At 67.7% G+C, this 18,232-nt stretch carries 16 protein-coding genes; 12 read left to right on the top strand and 4 right to left on the bottom strand.

All coding sequences use genetic code 11. The annotated features are described in order from the left end of the window. Positions 1-30 precede the first annotated feature (30 nt). The 9 genes from DELCS14_RS25590 to DELCS14_RS25550 all read left to right on the top strand — a co-directional run bounded on the left by DELCS14_RS25590 (position 31) and on the right by DELCS14_RS25550 (position 10,100). On the top strand, positions 31-738 hold the full coding sequence (locus DELCS14_RS25590) for a TetR/AcrR family transcriptional regulator (protein WP_013804200.1): 708 nt from the start codon (positions 31-33) through the stop codon (positions 736-738). Between the two features lie 63 nt (positions 739-801). Further along, positions 802-2,607: an acyl-CoA dehydrogenase C-terminal domain-containing protein gene (locus tag DELCS14_RS25585; RefSeq protein WP_012203267.1), complete on the top strand. Its 1,806-nt coding sequence runs from the start codon at positions 802-804 to the stop codon at positions 2,605-2,607. A 79-nt stretch (positions 2,608-2,686) separates the two neighbouring features. Beyond that, positions 2,687-3,127 (top strand): DUF2147 domain-containing protein, encoded by a 441-nt coding sequence (locus DELCS14_RS25580; protein WP_012203268.1) that lies wholly within the window; start codon positions 2,687-2,689, stop codon positions 3,125-3,127. Between the two features lie 54 nt (positions 3,128-3,181). Further along, the gene (locus DELCS14_RS25575; RefSeq protein WP_013804198.1) at positions 3,182-5,584 is read left to right on the top strand and encodes a 3-hydroxyacyl-CoA dehydrogenase/enoyl-CoA hydratase family protein; all 2,403 of its coding nucleotides are present in this window, start codon (positions 3,182-3,184) and stop codon (positions 5,582-5,584) included. Positions 5,585-5,723: 139 nt separating this feature from the next. Beyond that, positions 5,724-6,920, top strand: coding sequence for an acetyl-CoA C-acyltransferase (locus tag DELCS14_RS25570; RefSeq protein WP_013804197.1), 1,197 nt, complete (start codon positions 5,724-5,726; stop codon positions 6,918-6,920). A gap of 104 nt (positions 6,921-7,024) precedes the next feature. Then, positions 7,025-7,927 (top strand): alpha/beta fold hydrolase, encoded by a 903-nt coding sequence (locus tag DELCS14_RS25565; protein ID WP_013804196.1) that lies wholly within the window; start codon positions 7,025-7,027, stop codon positions 7,925-7,927. A 37-nt stretch (positions 7,928-7,964) separates the two neighbouring features. Beyond that, positions 7,965-8,795, top strand: coding sequence for a thioesterase family protein (locus tag DELCS14_RS25560; RefSeq protein WP_013804195.1), 831 nt, complete (start codon positions 7,965-7,967; stop codon positions 8,793-8,795). Between the two features lie 16 nt (positions 8,796-8,811). Then, a complete protein-coding gene (locus DELCS14_RS25555; RefSeq protein WP_013804194.1) occupies positions 8,812-9,606 on the top strand; it encodes an enoyl-CoA hydratase in 795 nt (264 codons plus the stop codon). Next, positions 9,600-10,100, top strand: coding sequence for a thioesterase family protein (locus DELCS14_RS25550; RefSeq protein WP_013804193.1), 501 nt, complete (start codon positions 9,600-9,602; stop codon positions 10,098-10,100). Before DELCS14_RS25555 ends, DELCS14_RS25550 begins: the two co-directional genes overlap by 7 nt. A 40-nt stretch (positions 10,101-10,140) precedes the next feature. Here the strand turns inward: DELCS14_RS25550 and DELCS14_RS25545 are convergent, their stop codons facing one another. Then, positions 10,141-11,520: an MATE family efflux transporter gene (locus tag DELCS14_RS25545; RefSeq protein WP_013804192.1), complete on the bottom strand. Its 1,380-nt coding sequence runs from the start codon at positions 11,518-11,520 to the stop codon at positions 10,141-10,143. Beyond that, positions 11,517-11,984 carry a MarR family winged helix-turn-helix transcriptional regulator gene (locus DELCS14_RS25540; RefSeq protein ID WP_013804191.1) on the bottom strand — a complete coding sequence of 156 codons (468 nt, stop codon included), beginning with the start codon at positions 11,982-11,984 and terminating at the stop codon, positions 11,517-11,519. Before DELCS14_RS25540 ends, DELCS14_RS25545 begins: the two co-directional genes overlap by 4 nt. 218 nt (positions 11,985-12,202) lie before the next feature. On the opposite strand from DELCS14_RS25540, the gene DELCS14_RS25535 reads away from it, so the two are divergent. Next, positions 12,203-12,868 (top strand): polymer-forming cytoskeletal protein, encoded by a 666-nt coding sequence (locus tag DELCS14_RS25535; RefSeq protein WP_012203277.1) that lies wholly within the window; start codon positions 12,203-12,205, stop codon positions 12,866-12,868. Between the two features lie 74 nt (positions 12,869-12,942). On the opposite strand, the gene DELCS14_RS25530 is transcribed toward DELCS14_RS25535, so the two are convergent. Continuing rightward, positions 12,943-13,419: an acyl-CoA thioesterase gene (locus DELCS14_RS25530; RefSeq protein ID WP_013804190.1), complete on the bottom strand. Its 477-nt coding sequence runs from the start codon at positions 13,417-13,419 to the stop codon at positions 12,943-12,945. Between the two features lie 41 nt (positions 13,420-13,460). Here DELCS14_RS25530 and DELCS14_RS25525 point away from each other — a divergent pair, with 41 nt between their 5' ends. Further along, the gene (locus tag DELCS14_RS25525) at positions 13,461-15,287 is read left to right on the top strand and encodes an ABC transporter ATP-binding protein/permease (RefSeq protein WP_012203279.1); all 1,827 of its coding nucleotides are present in this window, start codon (positions 13,461-13,463) and stop codon (positions 15,285-15,287) included. A gap of 52 nt (positions 15,288-15,339) precedes the next feature. Here the strand turns inward: DELCS14_RS25525 and DELCS14_RS25520 are convergent, their stop codons facing one another. Next, positions 15,340-17,232, bottom strand: a complete 1,893-nt coding sequence (locus DELCS14_RS25520; protein WP_085929074.1) for a S9 family peptidase — start codon at positions 17,230-17,232, stop codon at positions 15,340-15,342. Between the two features lie 230 nt (positions 17,233-17,462). On the opposite strand from DELCS14_RS25520, the gene DELCS14_RS25515 reads away from it, so the two are divergent. Next, a complete protein-coding gene (locus tag DELCS14_RS25515) occupies positions 17,463-18,221 on the top strand; it encodes a GntR family transcriptional regulator (protein WP_013804188.1) in 759 nt (252 codons plus the stop codon). Positions 18,222-18,232: the final 11 nt, after the last annotated feature.

Below are 18,232 nucleotides of genomic sequence, written 5' to 3'. Positions count from 1 at the left end.
CACGAACGTTCGTTTTAACAAGAATTTTGCATGTCCAGCGTTTCCGCCCCACGCCGCACCACCCGTTTGACCGCTGACGCCACGGCCGATCCCAAGGCGGGCTCTTCCGTGCACGAAGCCGCTGCGCCCGCGCCGCGCCGCGCGCTGCACAAGGGGCAGCAGACCAAGGCCACCATTGTGGAGGCTGCCCTCAACCTGGCCACGCACATTGGCCTTGAGGGCCTGTCCATCGGCGCTCTGGCCGAGCTGACGGGCATGAGCAAGTCGGGCGTGTTCGCGCATTTTGGCTCGCGCGAGGAGCTGCAGATTTCCGTGGTGCATGAGTACCACGACCGTTTCGAGCAGGAAGTGTTCTTTCCCGCGCTGGAGGCGCCGCGCGGCGTGGCGCGTCTGCGTGCGCTGTTCGACAACTGGATGAAGCGCACTTCGATCGAGCTGGACTCGGGCTGCATCTATATCAGCGGCGCCGTGGAGTTCGACGACCGCACGGGGCCGGTGCGCGATGCGCTGACGGCCTCGGTCCAGACCTGGCACGCAGCCATGCGCCGCACCATCGTGCAGTGCCGCGAAAGCGGCGACCTGCGTGCCGACCTGGACGAGAACCAGCTGCTGTTCGAGATCCACGGCCTGATCCTGGCCCTGCATTACGAGGCGCGCTTTCTGCGCAACGAAGGCTCCATGCAGCGCGCCATCGACGGCTTCGAGAGCATTCTGGCGCGCTACGCCAGCCCGGCCTGATTTTTTCGCTTCCACCGTTTTCACCGCATCCACCGCAAACCCCGCCATCACAGGAGAAGACAAATGCCCAGCTACAACCCGCCCCTGCGCGACATGCAATTCCTCATGCACGAGGTGTTCAAGGTCACGGACGACTACCAGCAGATGACGGCGCATGCCGAGGTCGATGCCGACACCATCAATGCCGTGCTCGAAGAGGCGGGCAAGTTTGCGGCCAATGTGACGTTTCCGCTGAACATCAGCGGCGATGCAGAGGGCTGCGTGCTGAACAAGGAAACCCACGAGGTCACCACGCCCAAGGGCTTCAAGGAGGCCTACCAGAAGTATGTGGAAGGCGGCTGGCCTTCGCTGTCCTGCGACACGGCCTACGGCGGCCAGGGCCTGCCCTTTGCGGTGAACTCGGCGGTGTACGAGATGCTCAACAGCGCCAACCAAGCCTGGACCATGTACCCTGGCCTGTCGCACGGCGCCTATGAAGCCCTGCATGTGCACGGCACGGAAGAGCAAAAGAAGCTGTACCTGCCCAAGCTGACCAGCGGCGAGTGGACCGGCACCATGTGCCTGACCGAGCCCCATTGCGGCACCGACCTGGGCCTGCTGCGCACCAAGGCCGAGCCCGTGGCCGGCGCGCCCGAGGGCACCTACAAGATCACCGGCAACAAGATCTTCATCAGCGCGGGCGAGCACGACTTCACCGACAACATCGTCCACCTGGTGCTGGCCCGCCTGCCCGATGCGCCGGTCGGCTCCAAGGGCATCAGCCTGTTCGTGGTGCCCAAGTTCGTGGTCAAGGCCGATGGTTCGCTGGGCGAGCGCAACCCCATCTTCTGCGGTGCGCTGGAGCACAAGATGGGCATCCACGGCAATGCCACGGCACAGATCAATATCGACGGCGCCATCGGCACCCTGGTGGGCCAGCCGAACAAGGGCCTGCAGGCCATGTTCGTGATGATGAATGCCGCCCGCCTGGGCGTGGGCAACCAGTCGCTGGGCCTGACCGAGGTGGCCTACCAGAACGCCCTGGCCTATGCCAAGGACCGCCTGCAGATGCGCAGCCTGTCGGGCACCAAGGCCAAGGACAAGCCGGCCGATCCCATCATCGTCCACCCCGATGTGCGCCGCATGCTGCTGACGGCCAAGGCCTATGCCGAAGGCGGCCGCGCGCTGGTGACCTATTGCGCCTTCCTGATCGACAAGGAGTTCAACCACCCCGACGAAAAGGTGCGCAAGGACAGCGCCGAGCTGGTGGCGCTGCTGACGCCCATCGTCAAGGCCTTCATCACCGACAACGGCTGGACGGCCACCACCATGAGCCAGCAGGTCTATGGCGGCCATGGCTTCATCACCGAATGGGGCATGGAGCAGTTCGTGCGCGATGCGCGCATCAACATGATCTATGAAGGCACGAACGGCATCCAGGCGCTGGACCTGCTGGGCCGCAAGGTGCTTGGCAACCAGGGCGCTTCGCTCAAGAAGTTCGGCAAGCTGGTGGCGCAGCTGGTGGAGGAAGAGGGCGTCAACGAGAAGATGGCCGAGTTCATCAACCCCATCGCCTACCTGGGCGACCAGATGACCAAGTTCACCACCGAGATCGGCTTCAAGGGCATGCAAAACCCCGACGAGGTGGGTGCCGCGTCCGTGGACTACCTGCGTGTGGCGGGCCACCTGGTGTTCGGCTACTTCTTCGCCCGCATGGCCCAGGTGGCATTGCGCGAAATCGCCAAGGGCAACACGGACCCGTTCTACCAGGCCAAGCTGCAGACCGCGCGTTTCTACTTCGCCAAGCTGCTGCCCGAGACCGCCACGCTCATGCGCACGGCCCGCGCGGGCAGCAAGTCCCTGATGGACACGGACGCGGCGCTGGCCTGAACGGCTTCACTCCAATATGGGGCGCGGGCTGTGCGCATCAGCGTGGCCCGCGCGCCTTTCTAGGCGAAAGGGGTTTGAAATGAAGGCATATCAAGCACTGGCAGCAATGGTCCTGGGCCTCACGGCTGCCGCAGCGCAGGCGCAGATGACGCCCGTGGGCCTGTGGAAGAGCGTGGACGACAAGAGCGGCGAGGCCAAGTCCGAGATCCGCGTGGCCGAGAACGACGGCGTGGTCACGGGCCGCATCGAGCAGATCCTGCGCAAGGGCGCCGATCCGGCCGCCACCTGCACCGAGTGTTCTGATGACCGCAAGGGCCAGCCGCTCAAGGGGCTGGAGATCATCCGCGGCGCCAAGAAGGCCGAGGGCAAGGACGTCTGGGAAGGCGGCAAGATCCTCGACCCCGAAAACGGCAAGACCTACACGCTGCGCCTGACGCCCATCGAGGGCGGCGCCAAGCTCGAGGTGCGCGGCTCCATCGGCCCCTTCGGCCGCACCCAGACCTGGGTGCGAGTGCAGTAAACCATTCCGGAAGGCGGCCGCAGCGGCCGCCTTCCTCCCACTTGTGGAACATCCATGTCCCGATTCAATGTGAAGAAAGTCGCCGTGCTCGGCGCTGGCGTGATGGGAGCGCAGATCGCCGCCCATCTGGTCAATGTCAAGGTGCCCGTGGTGCTGTTCGACCTGCCCGCCAAGGAAGGCCCGAAAAGCGGCATTGCCGAGCGCGCCATCGCCAACCTCAAGAAGCTCAAGCCTTCGCCCATCGGCGTGGCCGAGGACGCGGACCTGATCCAGCCCGCCAACTACGAGGAGCACCTCAAGCTGCTCAAGGGCTGCGACCTGATCATCGAGGCCATTGCCGAGCGCATGGACTGGAAGCTCGATCTGTACACCAAGATCGCGCCCCATGTGGCCAAGCACGCCATCGTGGCGTCCAACACCTCGGGCCTGTCCATCACCAAGCTGTCCGAGGCGCTGCCCGACGCGATCAAGCCGCGCTTTTGCGGCATCCACTTCTTCAACCCGCCGCGCTACATGCCGCTGGTGGAGCTGATCGCCACGCCGACCACGCAGCCCGTGGTGCTGGACCAGCTCGAAGCCTTTGTCACCAGCGGCCTGGGCAAGGGCGTGGTGCGCGCCAAGGACACGCCCAACTTCATCGCCAACCGCATCGGCATCGCCGGCATGCTGGCCACGATGAAGGAGGTCGAGAACTTCGGCCTGACCTTCGACGTGGTCGATGACCTCACCGGCAAGAAGCTGGGCCGCGCATCCAGCGGCACCTTCCGCACGGCCGACGTGGTGGGCCTGGACACCATGGCCCATGTGATCAAGACGCTGCAGGACAACCTCAGCGCCGAGACCGACCCCTTCTACGGCAGCTTCGGCACGCCGCCCGTGCTGGCCAAGCTGATCGAGCTGGGCAACCTCGGCCAGAAGGCGAAGAAGGGCTTCTACAAGAAGGTCGGCCGCGACATCCTGCAGTTCGAGCTGGACAGCGAGGACTACGTGCCCGCCGGCGGCAAGGCCGACGAGGTCTATGGCCGCATGCTCAAGAAGCCCGCTGCCGAGCGCCTGAAGCTGCTGCGCAATGCCGAGGGCGCGCAGGGCCGCTTCCTGTGGGCCATCCTGCGCAACAGCTTCCACTACGCGGCCATCCACCTGGAGAGCATTGCCGAGTCCGCACGCGACGTGGACCAAGCCATGCGCTGGGGCTTCGGCATGAAGCAGGGCCCGTTCGAGCTGTGGCAGGAAGCCGGCTGGCTGGAAGTGGCGAAGATGATCCAGGAGGACATCGATGCCGGCAAGGCATTGAGCAAGGCGCCCCTGCCCAAGTGGGTCTTCGAAGGCCCGGTGGCCGAGGCTGGCGGCGTGCACACGGCGCAGGGCTCGTGGAGCCCTGCCAAGGGCCAATTCGTGCCCCGCCGCGTGCTGCCCGTCTACGAACGCCAGATCTTCCCCGAGAAGCTGCTGGGCGAAGACAGCCTGCCCGACTGGAAGACGGCCGGCACCACGATTGCCGAATCCAAGGTGCTGCGCACCTGGACGCTGGACGGCCAGATCCTGATCGCCAGCATCAAGAACAAGATGCACGCCATCAGCCCCGAAGTCATGGAAGCGCTGATGGAAGCCGTGGACGTGGCCGAGGCCGACTTCCAGGGCATGGTCATCTGGTCGGGCGATGCGCCGTTCAGCGTGGGCGCCGACCTGGAGGCCACCATGCCGGCCTTCGTGATCGGCGGCGCCGACGCCATCGAAAGCGTGGAGCAGGAGCTGCAAAACCTCATGCTGCGCATCCGCTACGCCCAGGTGCCCGTGGTTGCGGCCATCCATGGCATGGCGCTGGGCGGCGGCTGCGAGCTGGCCGTCTACAGCGCGCGCCGCGTGGCGCACATGGAGAGCTACATCGGCCTGGTGGAAGTCGGCGTGGGCCTGGTGCCCGGCGCGGGCGGCCTGACCTACATCGCGCGCCGCGCGGCAGAGAACGCCGCCACCAGCACGGGCAAGGACCTGCTGCCCTTCCTGACCGAAGGCTTCACGGCCGCGGCCATGGCCAAGGTGGGCACCAGTGCCATCGAGTCACGCAAGCTGGGCTACCTGCTGGACAGCGACCTCATCGTGCCGCACAAGGACGAACTGCTCTTCGTCGCCATCAACGAGGCCAAGTCCATGGCCGCAGGCGGCTGGCGCGCGCCGCTGCCGCGCAGCTTCCCCGTGGCGGGACGCAGCGGCGTGGCCACCATCAAGGGCTCGCTGGTCAACATGCGTGACGGCGGCTTCATCAGCGAGTTCGACCAGCATGTGGCCAGCCTGATCGCCAACGTGGTCTGCGGCGGCGACGTGGATGCGGGCACCCTGGTGGACGAGGCCTATCTGATGAAGCTCGAACGCAAGGCGTTCTGCCACCTGATCGGCCATCCGAAGACCCATGAACGCATTCTCGGAATGCTGAACACCGGCAAGCCCGTCCGGAATTGATATGTCCCCCCTGAGTCGCTTCGCGCCTTCCCCCAGGGGGACGACAGCCTCGCGGCGGGGCGGCCCTTGCTTGCTGTCCCTGACTTGGGACATGCCTGCGTTGCGGGCCGCGAATAACTGAGATCTAGGAGCAATCTCCATGAAACAAATCCAAGACGCCTACATCGTCGCCGCCACGCGCACGCCCATTGGCAAGTCGCACAAGGGCTTTTTCCGCAACTACCGTCCCGACGACCTGCTGGCGACCACGCTGAAGGCCGCGCTGGCCCAGGTGCCGGGGCTGGACCCGGCTGCCATCGAGGACATCATCTGCGGCTGCGCCATCCCCGAGGCCCAGCAGGGCCTGAACGTGGCGCGCATCAGCGCCGTGCTGGCGGGCCTGCCCACCAGCGTGGGCGGCATCACCGTGAACCGCTTCTGCGCCTCGGGCCTGTCGGCCGTGGCCATGGCGGCGGACCGCATCCGCGTGGGCGAGGCCGACGTGATGATCGCGGCCGGCGTCGAGAGCATGAGCATGGTGCCCATGATGGGCAACGCGCCCTCGCTGTCGCCGTCCATCTTCGAGCGCGATGGCGACGTGGGCATTGCCTATGGCATGGGCCTGACGGCCGAGAAGGTGGCCCAGCAGTGGAAGGTCTCGCGCGATGCGCAGGACGCCTTTGCGCTGGAGTCGCACCGCCGTGCCCTGGCCGCGCAGCAGGCCGGCGAGTTCAAGGACGAGATCACGCCCCTCGAGGTCACCGACCGGGGCCTGGACCTGGCCAAGGGCGAGCCCGTGGTGCGCACGCGCACCGTGGAGCTGGACGAGGGAGCACGCCCCGACACCAGCCTGGAAGGCCTGGGCAAGCTGCGCACCGTGTTCGCGGCGCGCGGCTCGGTGACGGCCGGCAACAGCTCGCAGACCAGCGATGGCGCAGGCGCGCTGATCCTGGCCAGCGGCGCCGCCGTGCAGCGCTTCGGTCTCACGCCGCTGGCGCGCTTCGTGAGCTATGCCAGCAAGGGCGTGCCGCCGGCCATCATGGGCATCGGCCCCATCGAGGCCATCCCGGCCGCGCTGCGCTATGCGGGCCTCAAGCAGGACGACATCGACTGGTTCGAACTCAACGAAGCCTTTGCCGCCCAGTCGCTGGCCGTGGTCAACACGCTGGGCCTGGACCCCGCCAAGGTCAACCCCATGGGCGGCGCGATTGCCCTGGGCCACCCGCTGGGCGCCACGGGCGCCATCCGCTCGGCCACCGTGGTGCATGCGCTGCGCCGCAAGCAACTGCGCTACGGCATGGTGACCATGTGCGTCGGAATGGGCCAGGGCGCCGCCGGCATCTTCGAGCGGGTCTGACCGTTGCTCAAGGCCCCGTTCGCGGGGCTTTGTTTTTTCCGCTCATCCCATCCTTTCCCATCCATGCGAGCCGGCACAGAAACGGCACCGACCAGGAGACAGCCATGGAACAACACCAACTCAGCAGCGACGGCGCCACGCTGGCGCTGCGCGTCTACACGCCCGCTGGCCCGCCGCACGCCAGCGTGGTCATCGGCGGGGCCATGGGGGTGCGCCAGGCCTTCTACGAGGCCTTTGCCACCTGGCTTGCGGGCCAGGGCTATCGGGTGACCAGCTTTGACTACCGGGGCCATGGCGATTCCCTGCAAGGCTCTTTGCGCCAGGTGCGTGCCGACCTGTGCGACTGGGCGCGCGACTACGAGGCGGTCATCGCCCATGCCAAGGCGCAGTTGCCGGACCAGCCGCTGTTCCTGATCGGCCACAGCCTGGGCGCCCAGCTGCCGGGCCTGCTGCGCTCCCCGCAGCTGGTGGACGGCCTTTTGAGCATTGCGGCCGGCAGCGGCTACTGGCGTGACAATGCGCCTCGCCTCAAGCGCATGGTTCCCTATTTCTGGCATGTGCTGGTGCCCGTGGCCACGCGCCTGTGCGGCTACTTTCCGGGCCGGCGCCTGCGCAAGGTGGGCGACCTGCCGGCCGGCGTCATGCTGCAGTGGCGCCGCTGGTGCCTGAACCCGCGCTACAGCGTGGGTGCCGAGGGCGAGGCCGCCGCGCGCAGCTACGCCGCCGTGCGCTTTCCGGTGATGGCGCTGTCCATGAGCGACGACGAACTCATGACCTGGCGCGGCACCGAGCACCTGTTCGCGCTCTACGCCAATGCCCCCAGCCGCATCGAGCGCATCGAGCCCAAGGCCCTGCAGTTGCGGCGCATAGGGCATTTCGGCTTCTTCCGCGCCGATATGCGCGACGCGCTCTGGGGCCGGGCCGTGGACGTGTTCTCGGGCTGGACCAAGGCGCCGGCCGCCGCGGCCCACCCGCGCTTTCCCTCACCCGCAGAGTCGCCGGCTTGACGGACGCGGGCCCCGCTTGCCATCACACTCGTTTGCCATGAGCACAGACATCCATCCTCTCGACCAGGCCGTGGCGCTCACGCCCACCGGCGCCGTTGGCCACTACCAGGGCCAGACCACGCAGGACTACTGGAACATGGTGGGCCCGTACGGCGGCATCACCGCCGCCGCGCTGGTGCAGGCCATCCAGCAGCATCCGCTGTGCCTGGGCGATCCGCTGTCCATCACCGTCAACTACGCGGCCGCGCTGGGCGCGGGGCGCTTCGACATCGAAGCCCGCCCCGTGCGCACCAACCGCTCCACCCAGCACTGGCTGCTGACCATCACCCAGCCCGACCAGGATGGTGATGCCCAGGTCGTCACCACGGCCACGGCCGTCACGGCCGTGCGGCGCAGCACCTGGGGCGGCACCGACCTGTCCATGCCCGAGGTGCCGTCGCCCGCCACCGTGCCGCGCGTGCCGCCGCTGGGCGGCGTGGAATGGCTCAACCGCTACGACATGCGCTTTCTCGACGGCATCATTCCCCAGACCTGGGATGGCCGCGAGACCGACAGCCTCACGCGCCTGTGGGTGCGCGACGAGCCGCCGCGCGCACTGGATTTTTGCGCGCTGGCCGGCCTGGCTGACGTATTCTTCCCGCGCGTGTGGCTGCGCCGCGCACAGCGCACCCCGGCGGGCACGGTGTCCATCACCGTCTACTTCCATGCGGGGCGTGAGGAACTGGCGGCGGCAGGCACGGGCCACCTGCTGGCCCAGGCGCGCGGCCAGGAATTTCGCAACGGCTTCTTCGACCAGAGCGCCCAGCTGTGGAGCGAGGCCGGCGTGATGCTGGCGAGCAGCCACCAGATCGTGTATTTCAAGGAATAAGCAAGGCAAGACCATCATGAGCGAAACCACCCAGGACATCCTCGTGCACACCGAAGCCGGTGTCTGCACCATCACCTTCAACCGCGCAGACAAGAAGAACTCCATCACCGAGGCCATGTACGCCAGCATGGCCGATGCGCTGGCCCAGGCCGGCGAAGACGCCGCCGTGCGCTGCGTGGTCTTCCAGGGCGACATGGCCATCTTCAGCGCGGGCAACGACATTGCCGACTTCCTCAAGCAGTCGGCCGGCGGCGCCGCCAGGCCGGAAGGCGAGCAGCGCCCCGTCTGGCGCTTCCTGCACAACATCGCCGCCTTTCCCAAGCCCGTGATCGCCGCCGTCTGCGGCCCGGCCGTGGGCATCGGCACCACCTTGCTGCTGCACTGCGACCTGGTCTATGCGGGCGACAACGCGGCCTTCTCGCTGCCCTTCGTGAACCTGGGCCTGTGCCCCGAAGCGGCCTCCAGCCTGCTGCTGCCCCAGATGCTCGGCTACCACCGCGCGGCCGAGGCCCTGCTGCTGGGCGAGCCCTTCCTGGCCGAAGCCGCCCTGGAAGTGGGCCTGGTCAACCGCGTCGTGCCGCCCAGCGAATGCAATGCGCTGGCCCAGGCCCAGGCCAGGAAGCTGGCCGCCAAGCCGCTGTCGGCCCTGATCGAGACCAAGCGCCTCATGAAGGCCGGCCAGTCCGGCCTGGTGCGCGAGCGCATGGCCGAGGAGGGCGCGAGCTTCGGCAAGCTGATGGGCGGGCCTGCTGCCAAGGAGGCGTTCACCGCGTTCATGGAGAAGCGCAAGCCGGACTTCAGCCAGTGCTGAAATCCACGAAGGCCTCCGAGGCCTCCGAGGCGCCCGTGCAGTTCGAGCCCGAGTTCATCGCCGGGCTGCGCGAAGTGTTCGAGCGCCAGATCGCCTTCAACCAGGTGCTGGGCCTGCGCATCACCGAAGTGCTGCCCGAGCGGGTTGAAGGCCGCATCACCATGCGGCCCGAGCTCATAGGCCACGCCGCCTACCAGCGCATCCACGGCGGCGTGATCAGCGCCGGCCTGGACTCCATGGGCGGCCTGGCCGTCATGGCTGCCATCGGCGCCAAGCACATGGACGATGCGCCGCTGCAGCGCCTGCACCGCTTCTCGCGCCTGGGCACCATCGACCTGCGCGTGGACTACCTGCGCCCCGGCATAGGCGGCGAATTCATCCTGCGCGCCGAGGTGCTGCGGCTGGGTTCGCGCGTGGCCAACACGCGCATGGAATTCCTGGGGGCCGATGGCAGCTTGCTGTCCACGGGGACGGCGGCGTACATCGTTTCTTGAAGCATGGCCCGCTGACTGCGGGCCTTCTTTTTGCGTTTCTTCACCCCCAGCGCGCGCGCCACACGGCCCAGGCCGTGCCTGCGCCATAGGCGGCCATGGCCACGGCGACCAGGATGAACAGCGACTGCGCGCTGCCCAGGCCGCTGGACATGAGCCAGCCGCCGCCCACCACCACGATCAGCAGGCGCACCGTGCCGGCCAGCACGGGAGCCCAGACGCGGCCTGCGCCCAGGGAGGCGAAGTACAGCACCAGTCCCAGGCCGAACAGCCCGAAGGCCGGGCCCACGGTGCGCAGGTAGAGGTCGGCGTAGGCGCGCACGGCCGGGTCGCCGGTGAAGATGCCTGACCACAGCTGCGGCCAGACCATGACCACCAGCCCCAGCACGCCCAGCAGGGCAGCGGCCATGGCGCCGCCCGACCAGGCCACGCGGCGCGCGCGGGCCACCTGGCCTGCGCCCATGGCCATGCCCACCATGGGCACGGCGGCCATGCCCACGCCGAAGGCCATGGGGATCAGCAGGAACTCCAGCCGCTGGCCTATGCCGTAGCCGGCCAGGGCCAGCGGGCCCAGGCGGGCGACCATGCCTGTCAGCAGCAGCGCGGCCAGCGCCGTTTGCACGGGGGACAGGCAGGCCAGGGCGCCCACGCGCAGGATGTCGCGGAACATGGGCCAGGCCAGGCGCGGCGTGCGCCAGTCCAGCTGCAGGCGCTGCTGGCCCCACTGCAGGTAGGCCAGGAAGGCCGCCACGGCCAGCACCATGGCCACGATGTTGCCCACGGCCACGCCCGGCATGCCCCAGCGCGGCATGGGCCCCAGGCCCAGCCCCAGCGTGCCGCCCACCACGATCTGCACCAGCGAGGCCGCAAAGATCACGGCCGACGGCATGCGCATATTGCCCGTGCCCCGCACCACCGAGGCCAGCGTATTGCACAGCCACACCAGGATGGCGCCGCTGAACAGCACGGCGCCAAAGCCCGTGGCCGCTGCCAGCACCTCGCCGCGCCCGCCCAGCCAGCCGTAGAAGGTGGCGCCGCAGAGCACGAAGATGAGCGAGTACAGCAGGCCTGCGATGGCGCCGATCACGATGGCGTGCAGGGCCAGTGCCGAGGCACGCGCGCCGTCGCCCGCACCCAGCGCGCGGCTGATGGCCGAGGACACGCCGCTGCCCATGGCACCGTTGCTCATCATCTGCGTGAGCATGGCCAGCGGAAACACCAGGGCCATGGCCGCCAGCGATACGGTTCCCAGCTGCCCTACGTAATAGGTCTCCGCCACGGCGACCAGAACCGACATGCTCAGCGCCACCATGTTGGGCACGGCCAGGCGCACCAGGGTGGAGGCGATGGGGCCGCTGACCAACGGATGCTCGGACCCGCTGGCCGCAGCGCCAGGGGCTGCGGAGGGCAGGGCGGCGCTCATTCCGCGCTCTCCTGCGTGGCGGTTTCCAGCACGGGCAGCATGCCCAGCACCAGGCTTTCCAGCGCGCCGATCTGCTCGCTGCCGCACAGCTCGCGCACGCGCTGCTGGGCCTGGCGCCACAGGGCGGCAGCCTCGCGGATGCGGGCGCGGCCTTCGGGCGTGACCACCACGCAGCGGCTGCGCGCATCCGCGCCGGGAACCAGGTCGATGAAGCCGGCCTGCTGCAGCGTGCGCAGGTTGCGCGTCATCGTCGTGCGGTCGGTGTGCAACTGCTCGGCCAGGGCCGAGACCGTGGGTGGGCCGTCGGGCGCATTGCGTGCCTGCACCAGCAGGCTGAACTGCGTGCCGCGCAGGCCGCTGGGCGCCAGCGTGTCGTCATAGAGCTGCGAGATCTTGCGCGACAGGCTGCGCACCATGAAGCAGGTGCAGACCGGACTGGCGGCGCTTGAGGTGGAGGAGGTCATGGGGCGAGGGGCAGGTTGCCTGGAATGGAAATGAGTGTAGATGCACCTATTGATTTGCGCATGTCCGCTGCGCGACCTGCGCATGCGCGGTGTGTGATCGAGAAAGGCTTGCAAGCACATGAAACGGGAGAACCATCTCGTTACCGTTCTTGCGAGATGCCGGCATTTGTTGCCAGTTCGTGTGCGTAGCATCGGATTTTTCCGAAGGAGACCCACCCATGGCTGTTCAGAACCCGTTCTTTGGCAAGCGCGACAACGATGCTTTCACCTCCCGCAACACCCTGGGCAGCGGCACAGGCGCCGCCAGCACGGGCGGCAGCCCTTCGGGAGCCGTCATGCCCAGCTCCAGCGTGAGCAGCCCGGCATCCACCCAGCGCCAGGCCTCGCCTGTGTCGCAGGACTCTCCGGGCAGCAAGCTCACCGTGGGCCCCAACATCAAGCTCAAGGGCGTGGAGATCACCGACTGCGACACGCTGGTGGTCGAAGGCACGGTGGAGGCCACCATGGACTCGCGCGTGATCCAGATCGCCGAGCAGGGTGCCTTCCATGGCACGGCCGAGATCGATATCGCCGAGATCCATGGCGTGTTCGACGGCACGCTGACCGTGCGCGAGAAGCTGGTCATCTACGGCACGGGCAAAGTCAGCGGCAAGATCCGCTACGGCAAGGTGGTGATCGAAGAGGGCGGCGAGCTCACGGGCCAAATCGAGGCCGGCTCCTCGCCGCGTTCATCTTCGGGTTCGGCCGTGGCGTCCAGCGCCTCCAGCCTGTCCTCTTCCTCGTCGGCCGTCTCCAGCGACAGCGCCGCCAGCAGTTCCGCTGCCCTGGCTGCGGCCACCGCAGCGGCCTCGCTGCAGCCGCGCGTCACGCCGTCGCTGGCATGAGCCATCTCTGCTGCCGGAAATGAAAAAGCGACCTGCGAAGGTCGCTTTTTTCATGGCTGCAGAGGTGGGCGGGTTCAGCCGGCCTGCTGCTGCTTGCGTTCTGCATTGCGCTCGGCCGATGCGCGCCAGGAACGCACCTGGTCGTTGTCCGGAAGCGACTGGGGCTTGCCCTGGCCGTCGATGGCCACGTAGGTCAGCAGGGCTTCGGTCACCTTGACGAAGCGGCCCTGGTCGGCAAAGCGCTCGGCATAGACCTCGACATCGACCGTGACCGAGGTGCGGCCCACGCGCTGCACGCTGGAGTAGAACGACAGGATGTCGCCCACGCGCACGGGCTGCTTGAAGATGAACTCGTTCACGGCCACGGTGACCATGCGGCTCTGGCCCAGGCGCGAGGGCAGCACGGAACCTGCCAGGTCGACCTGCGCCATGACCCAGCCGCCGAAGATGTCGCCATTGGCGTTGACATCGGCGGGCATGGGAATGACCTTGAGAACCAGCTCCTTGTCTGCGGGCAAGGGATGGGGCGGGAGGTCGGGGCGGGGTGGCATGGGCACAATCGGGTCAATATAACAACCGAGAATTGTCTTTCATGCGACGCGAGAGCGCTTCCCCTACGGATTTACCCTTAGTCCCAACCCCGGCACCGTCGCGGGACTGGAACGCGCTGCGGCGCCTGCTGCCCTACCTGTGGCAATACAAGTGGCGCGTGCTGGCGGCGCTGGGCTTCATGATCGGGGCCAAGCTCGCCAACGTGGGCGTGCCGGTGCTGCTCAAGCACCTGGTCGATGCGCTGGATCTGAAGGCCGGCGATGCCCGCGCGGTGCTCGTCGTGCCCGTGGCCCTGCTGCTGGCCTACGGGCTGCTGCGCTTTTCCAGCTCGCTGTTCACCGAGCTGCGCGACCTGGTCTTTGCCAAGGCCACGCAGGGCGCCTCGCGGGCGATTGCGCTGTCCACCTTCGAGCACCTGCATGCGCTGAGCCTGCGCTTTCACCTGGAGCGCCAGACCGGCGGCATGACGCGCGACATCGAGCGCGGCGTGCGCAGCACCGAGTCGCTGATCTCGTATTCGCTCTACAGCATCCTGCCCACCTTCATCGAGATGGCGCTGGTGCTGGGCATCCTGGCGCTGCGCTTCGACATCTGGTTCGCGGTCATCACGCTGGCGGCGCTGGTGTTCTACATCACGTTCACGGTCACGGTGACCGAGTGGCGCACGCGCTTTCGGCGCGAGGCCAATGCCCAGGAGTCGGCGGCCCACACCAAGGCCATCGACTCGCTGCTGAACTACGAGACCGTCAAGTACTTCGGCAACGAGGGCTTCGAGGCGCGGCGCTATGACGAGAACCTGGAGGCGCTGCGCCGCGTGCGCCTCAAGAGCCAGACCACGCTGAGCATGCTCAACTGCGGGCAGCAGCTGATCATCGCCACGGCCCTGGTCGCCATCCTCTGGCGCGCCACGCAGGGCGTGGTGGACGGGCGGCTGTCGCTGGGCGACCTGGTCATGGTCAACGCCTTCATGATCCAGCTCTACATCCCGCTGGGCTTTCTGGGCGTGATCTACCGCGAGATCAAGCAGAGCCTGACCGACCTGGAGCGCATGTTCACCCTCATGGACAAGGAGCGCGAGGTGGCCGATGCGCCCGGCGCCCGGCCCCTGCCGGCAGACGGCGCGCCGCCCGAGCTGCGCTTCGAACACGTGGACTTCGCCTATGACCCCGAGCGGCCCATCCTCAAGGACGTGAGCTTCACCATTCCGGCCGGCAAGACCGTGGCCGTGGTCGGCCCTTCGGGCTCGGGCAAGAGCACGCTGGCGCGGCTGATCTTCCGCTTCTACGACGTGCAGTCCGGCCATGTGCGCATCGCCGGGCACGACCTGCGCGAGCTGACCCAGGACAGCGTGCGCGGCGCCGTGGGCATCGTGCCGCAGGACACGGTGCTGTTCAACGACACGGTGGAATACAACATCGCCTACGGCCGCCCCGGCGCCAGCCGCGACCAGGTGGTGGCGGCCGCGCGCGCCGCGCGCATCCACGACTTCATCGAGGCCACGCCCCAGGGCTATGCCACGCGCGTGGGCGAGCGCGGCCTCAAGCTGTCGGGCGGCGAAAAGCAGCGGGTGGCGATTGCGCGCACCCTGCTCAAGGACCCGCCCATCCTGATCTTTGACGAGGCGACTTCGGCGCTGGACTCGGCCAACGAGCGCGCCATCCAGGCCGAGCTGCAAAGCGCCGCGCGCAACAAGACGGCGCTGGTGATTGCCCACCGCCTGTCCACCGTGGTCGATGCGCACGAGATCCTGGTCATGGATGCCGGGCGCATCGTCGAGCGCGGCACCCACGCCCAGCTGGTCGCGGCGGGCGGGCGCTATGCGGACATGTGGGCGCTGCAGCAAAGCGGGGAGCCCGCCGTGCTGTAGCGCGGGGCGGCCGAGGGACCGGGCGGCCGGGTGGCCGGGCGCCTGGACGGCTTCAGGGCTTGAGGTGCGTGACCAGGAACTGCTCCATGGCTTCGTAGAACTCGAACTTGTTCTCGTCGTTGTGAAAGCCGTGGCCCTCGTTGTCCTTGACCATGTACTGCACCTCGACGCCGCGCTCGCGCAGCGCCTTCACCACCTGGTCGCTCTCGTCCTTGTTCACGCGCGGATCGCGCGCGCCCTGGGCGATGAACAGCGGGGCCTTGATGCGGTCCACATGCAGGGCTGGCGAGGTGGCGGCCAGGCGCTCCCTGTCGCGCTCGGGATCGCCCACCATGGCGTGCATCTGGTCCAGCAGCGGCTTCCAGTAGGGCGGAATGGTCTTCATGAAGGTGAACAGGTTGGACACGCCCACATAGTCCACGGCCGCCGCATACAGGTCGGGCGTGAAGGCCACGCCGGCCAGCGTGGCATAGCCGCCATAGCTGCCGCCGTAGATGCCGATGCGCGCAGGGTCGGCAATGCCCTGGTCGATCAGCCAGTGCACGCCGTCGGTGATGTCGTCCTGCATCTTCAGGCCCCATTGGCCGAATCCCGCTTCCCAGAACGCGCGGCCATAGCCCGTGGAGCCCCGGAAGTTCACCTGCAGCACGCAAAAGCCCCGGTTGGCGAGGAACTGCACCTCGGGGTTGTAGCCCCAGCCGTCGCGGGCCCAGGGGCCGCCGTGCGGGTTGATGATGCAGGCCAGGTTCCTGGGCTCGCGGCCGGCCGGCAGGGTCAGGTAGCCGTGGATGGTCAGGCCGTCGCGGCTGGTGTAGCTGACGGGCTGCACGCGCGACATGGCGGACTCGGGAATGGCCGGGTTGATGTCGGCCAGCTTGGTCAGCGCATCGGCGGCCGCGTCGTAGATATAGCGCGCGCCCGGCGTGCGGTCGTTGAAGGCGGCGACGATGAACTTGTCCTCGGCGCGGTTGGCGCCCTGGATGGCGAAGTCGTAGCCCGGCAGCTGCGCGGCCAGCCGGCCGTACAGGGCTTCGGTCTCGGCATCGAAGAAGCGGTACTGCGGCTTGTCGGTCTGGTAGGCGGCCAGGGTCAGCACGCGGCGCTTGCGCGAATAGGCCGCCGCGCCCAGATCGACTTCTTCGGGCACGAAGATTTCCTCTTCCTCGTCGGGCCGGGCCGGGTCGATGACCACCAGGGCCAGCTTGTCGCGGCCCCGGTTGGACAGGGCGTAGAGCTTTTGGTCGTCGAAGGTGAAGAAGGCCGGGCTGACGCTGGTGCGGTAGTCGGTGGTGATCAGGGGCTGGAACTCGCCGGCCTCGTCGTCGCGGTAGAGCAGGGCGCTATTCAGGCCGTCGCTGGCCACGGCGGCCCGCACGCGGCCCGCATGGTCGGTCTGCCAGCCGACGATGTTGCCGGGGTTCTGCGCCACCAGTTGCGCCGCGCCCGTGTGCACGTTCACGCGGTACACGTCGAAGACCTCGGCATCGCGCCGGTTGTGGCTGATCAGCACATGGTCGGGGTCGTCTTCCAGGTCGTCCTCGATGCTGGCGCGCACGCCGTCCCAGGGCGTCAGGTCGGTGGCTTCGCCGCTGCGCGCGTTGACCGCCAGCACGTGGAAGTTCTCGTCGCCGCCGAAGTCCTTCTGATAGAGCACCACATCCGAGCCCTTCCAGAAGAAGTTGCTGATGTCGCGCTCGGTCTCGGCCGTGATGCGGCGCGGCTCGCCCACAGGGGTGCTGCCCTCCAGCGCCTGCACATGGATGTTCATGCGCGCCGGATGGCCGTCCACGCTGACGGGCTGCATGAAGCCCAGCATGCTTCCGTCATCGGCCAGGCGGAAGAAGCCGCGCTCCGGATTGCGGAAGAAGTCCTTGATCGGATAGGCCTGCGGAGCCTGCGCATCGGCGCTGGCATCCCGTGCCAGGTTGAGGATGTGGGCGGCCATGGCGGGGTGTCGGGAAAACGTCGGCAAGGGTGACCTCCTGGGTTGCAGCGGCAGGGGAAAAAGGGAGCCGGCCATGATGCCATGGCGATGTATACAAACAGGCGGGTCACTGTCTTTGCTGGGATTGGTTGTATACATTTGATTGGTGTTTTCCCGTGTTTTTGCGGAAAAATGCACCATGAATCGCCTTGGATGTATACATTCACGCCATTCCATCCAGACGAAGCCCCATGAGCCCCCAGCTTGCCCCCGCCGCCTCCGAAGCGGAAAGCCACTCCCAGGTCATCAAGGCCCAGCTGCAACTGCGCGAGATGATTCTTGCGGGCGAACTGCCCGCAGGCGAGCGCATCGCCGAGCTCACCGTGGTGCAGCGCCTGGGCATCTCACGCACGCCGGTGCGCGCCGCGCTGATGCGGCTGGAGCAGGAAGGCCTGCTCGAAGCCATGGCCGGCGGGCGCGGCTACCGCGTGCGGCTGTTCTCCGAAGCCGATGTGGCCGATGCCATCGAGCTGCGCGGCACGCTGGAAGGCCTGGCCGCGCGCTGGGCGGCCGAGCGCGGCGTGGCCGAGCCGCTGCTGGCCCAGGCCGGCCGCTGCCTGGATGCCATCGACCGTGTGCTGGAGACGGCCGACTGGGGCGATGAGGCCTTCTCGCGCTATGTGGCGCTGAACTCCGAATTCCACGACCTGCTGCACTCCATGGCCGGCAGCAGCGTCATGCAGCGCGAGCTGGAGCGCGTGGTGCGCATGCCCTTCGCCTCGCCTTCGGGCTTTGTGCTGGCGCGGGCCGAATCGCCGCGTGCGCGCCACAGCCTGATGGTGGCCCAGGACCAGCACCGCCAGGTGCTGGACGCCATTGCCGCGCGCGAGGGCGCCCGGGCCGAGGCGCTGATGAAAGAGCACTCGCGCATCGCGCGCCGCAACCTGCACGAGGCCGTGAGCGAGCCCGGCAGCCATGCGGTTCCTGGCGTGCAGTTGATCCGAGCCTGATCCGCGCTTGA

It is taken from the genome of Delftia sp. Cs1-4 (assembly GCF_000214395.1).
GTDB lineage: Bacteria > Pseudomonadota > Gammaproteobacteria > Burkholderiales > Burkholderiaceae_C > Comamonas > Comamonas acidovorans.
The sequence above is the reverse complement of the archived record's forward strand: the minus strand, read 5'-3'. Positions and strand labels throughout refer to the sequence as shown.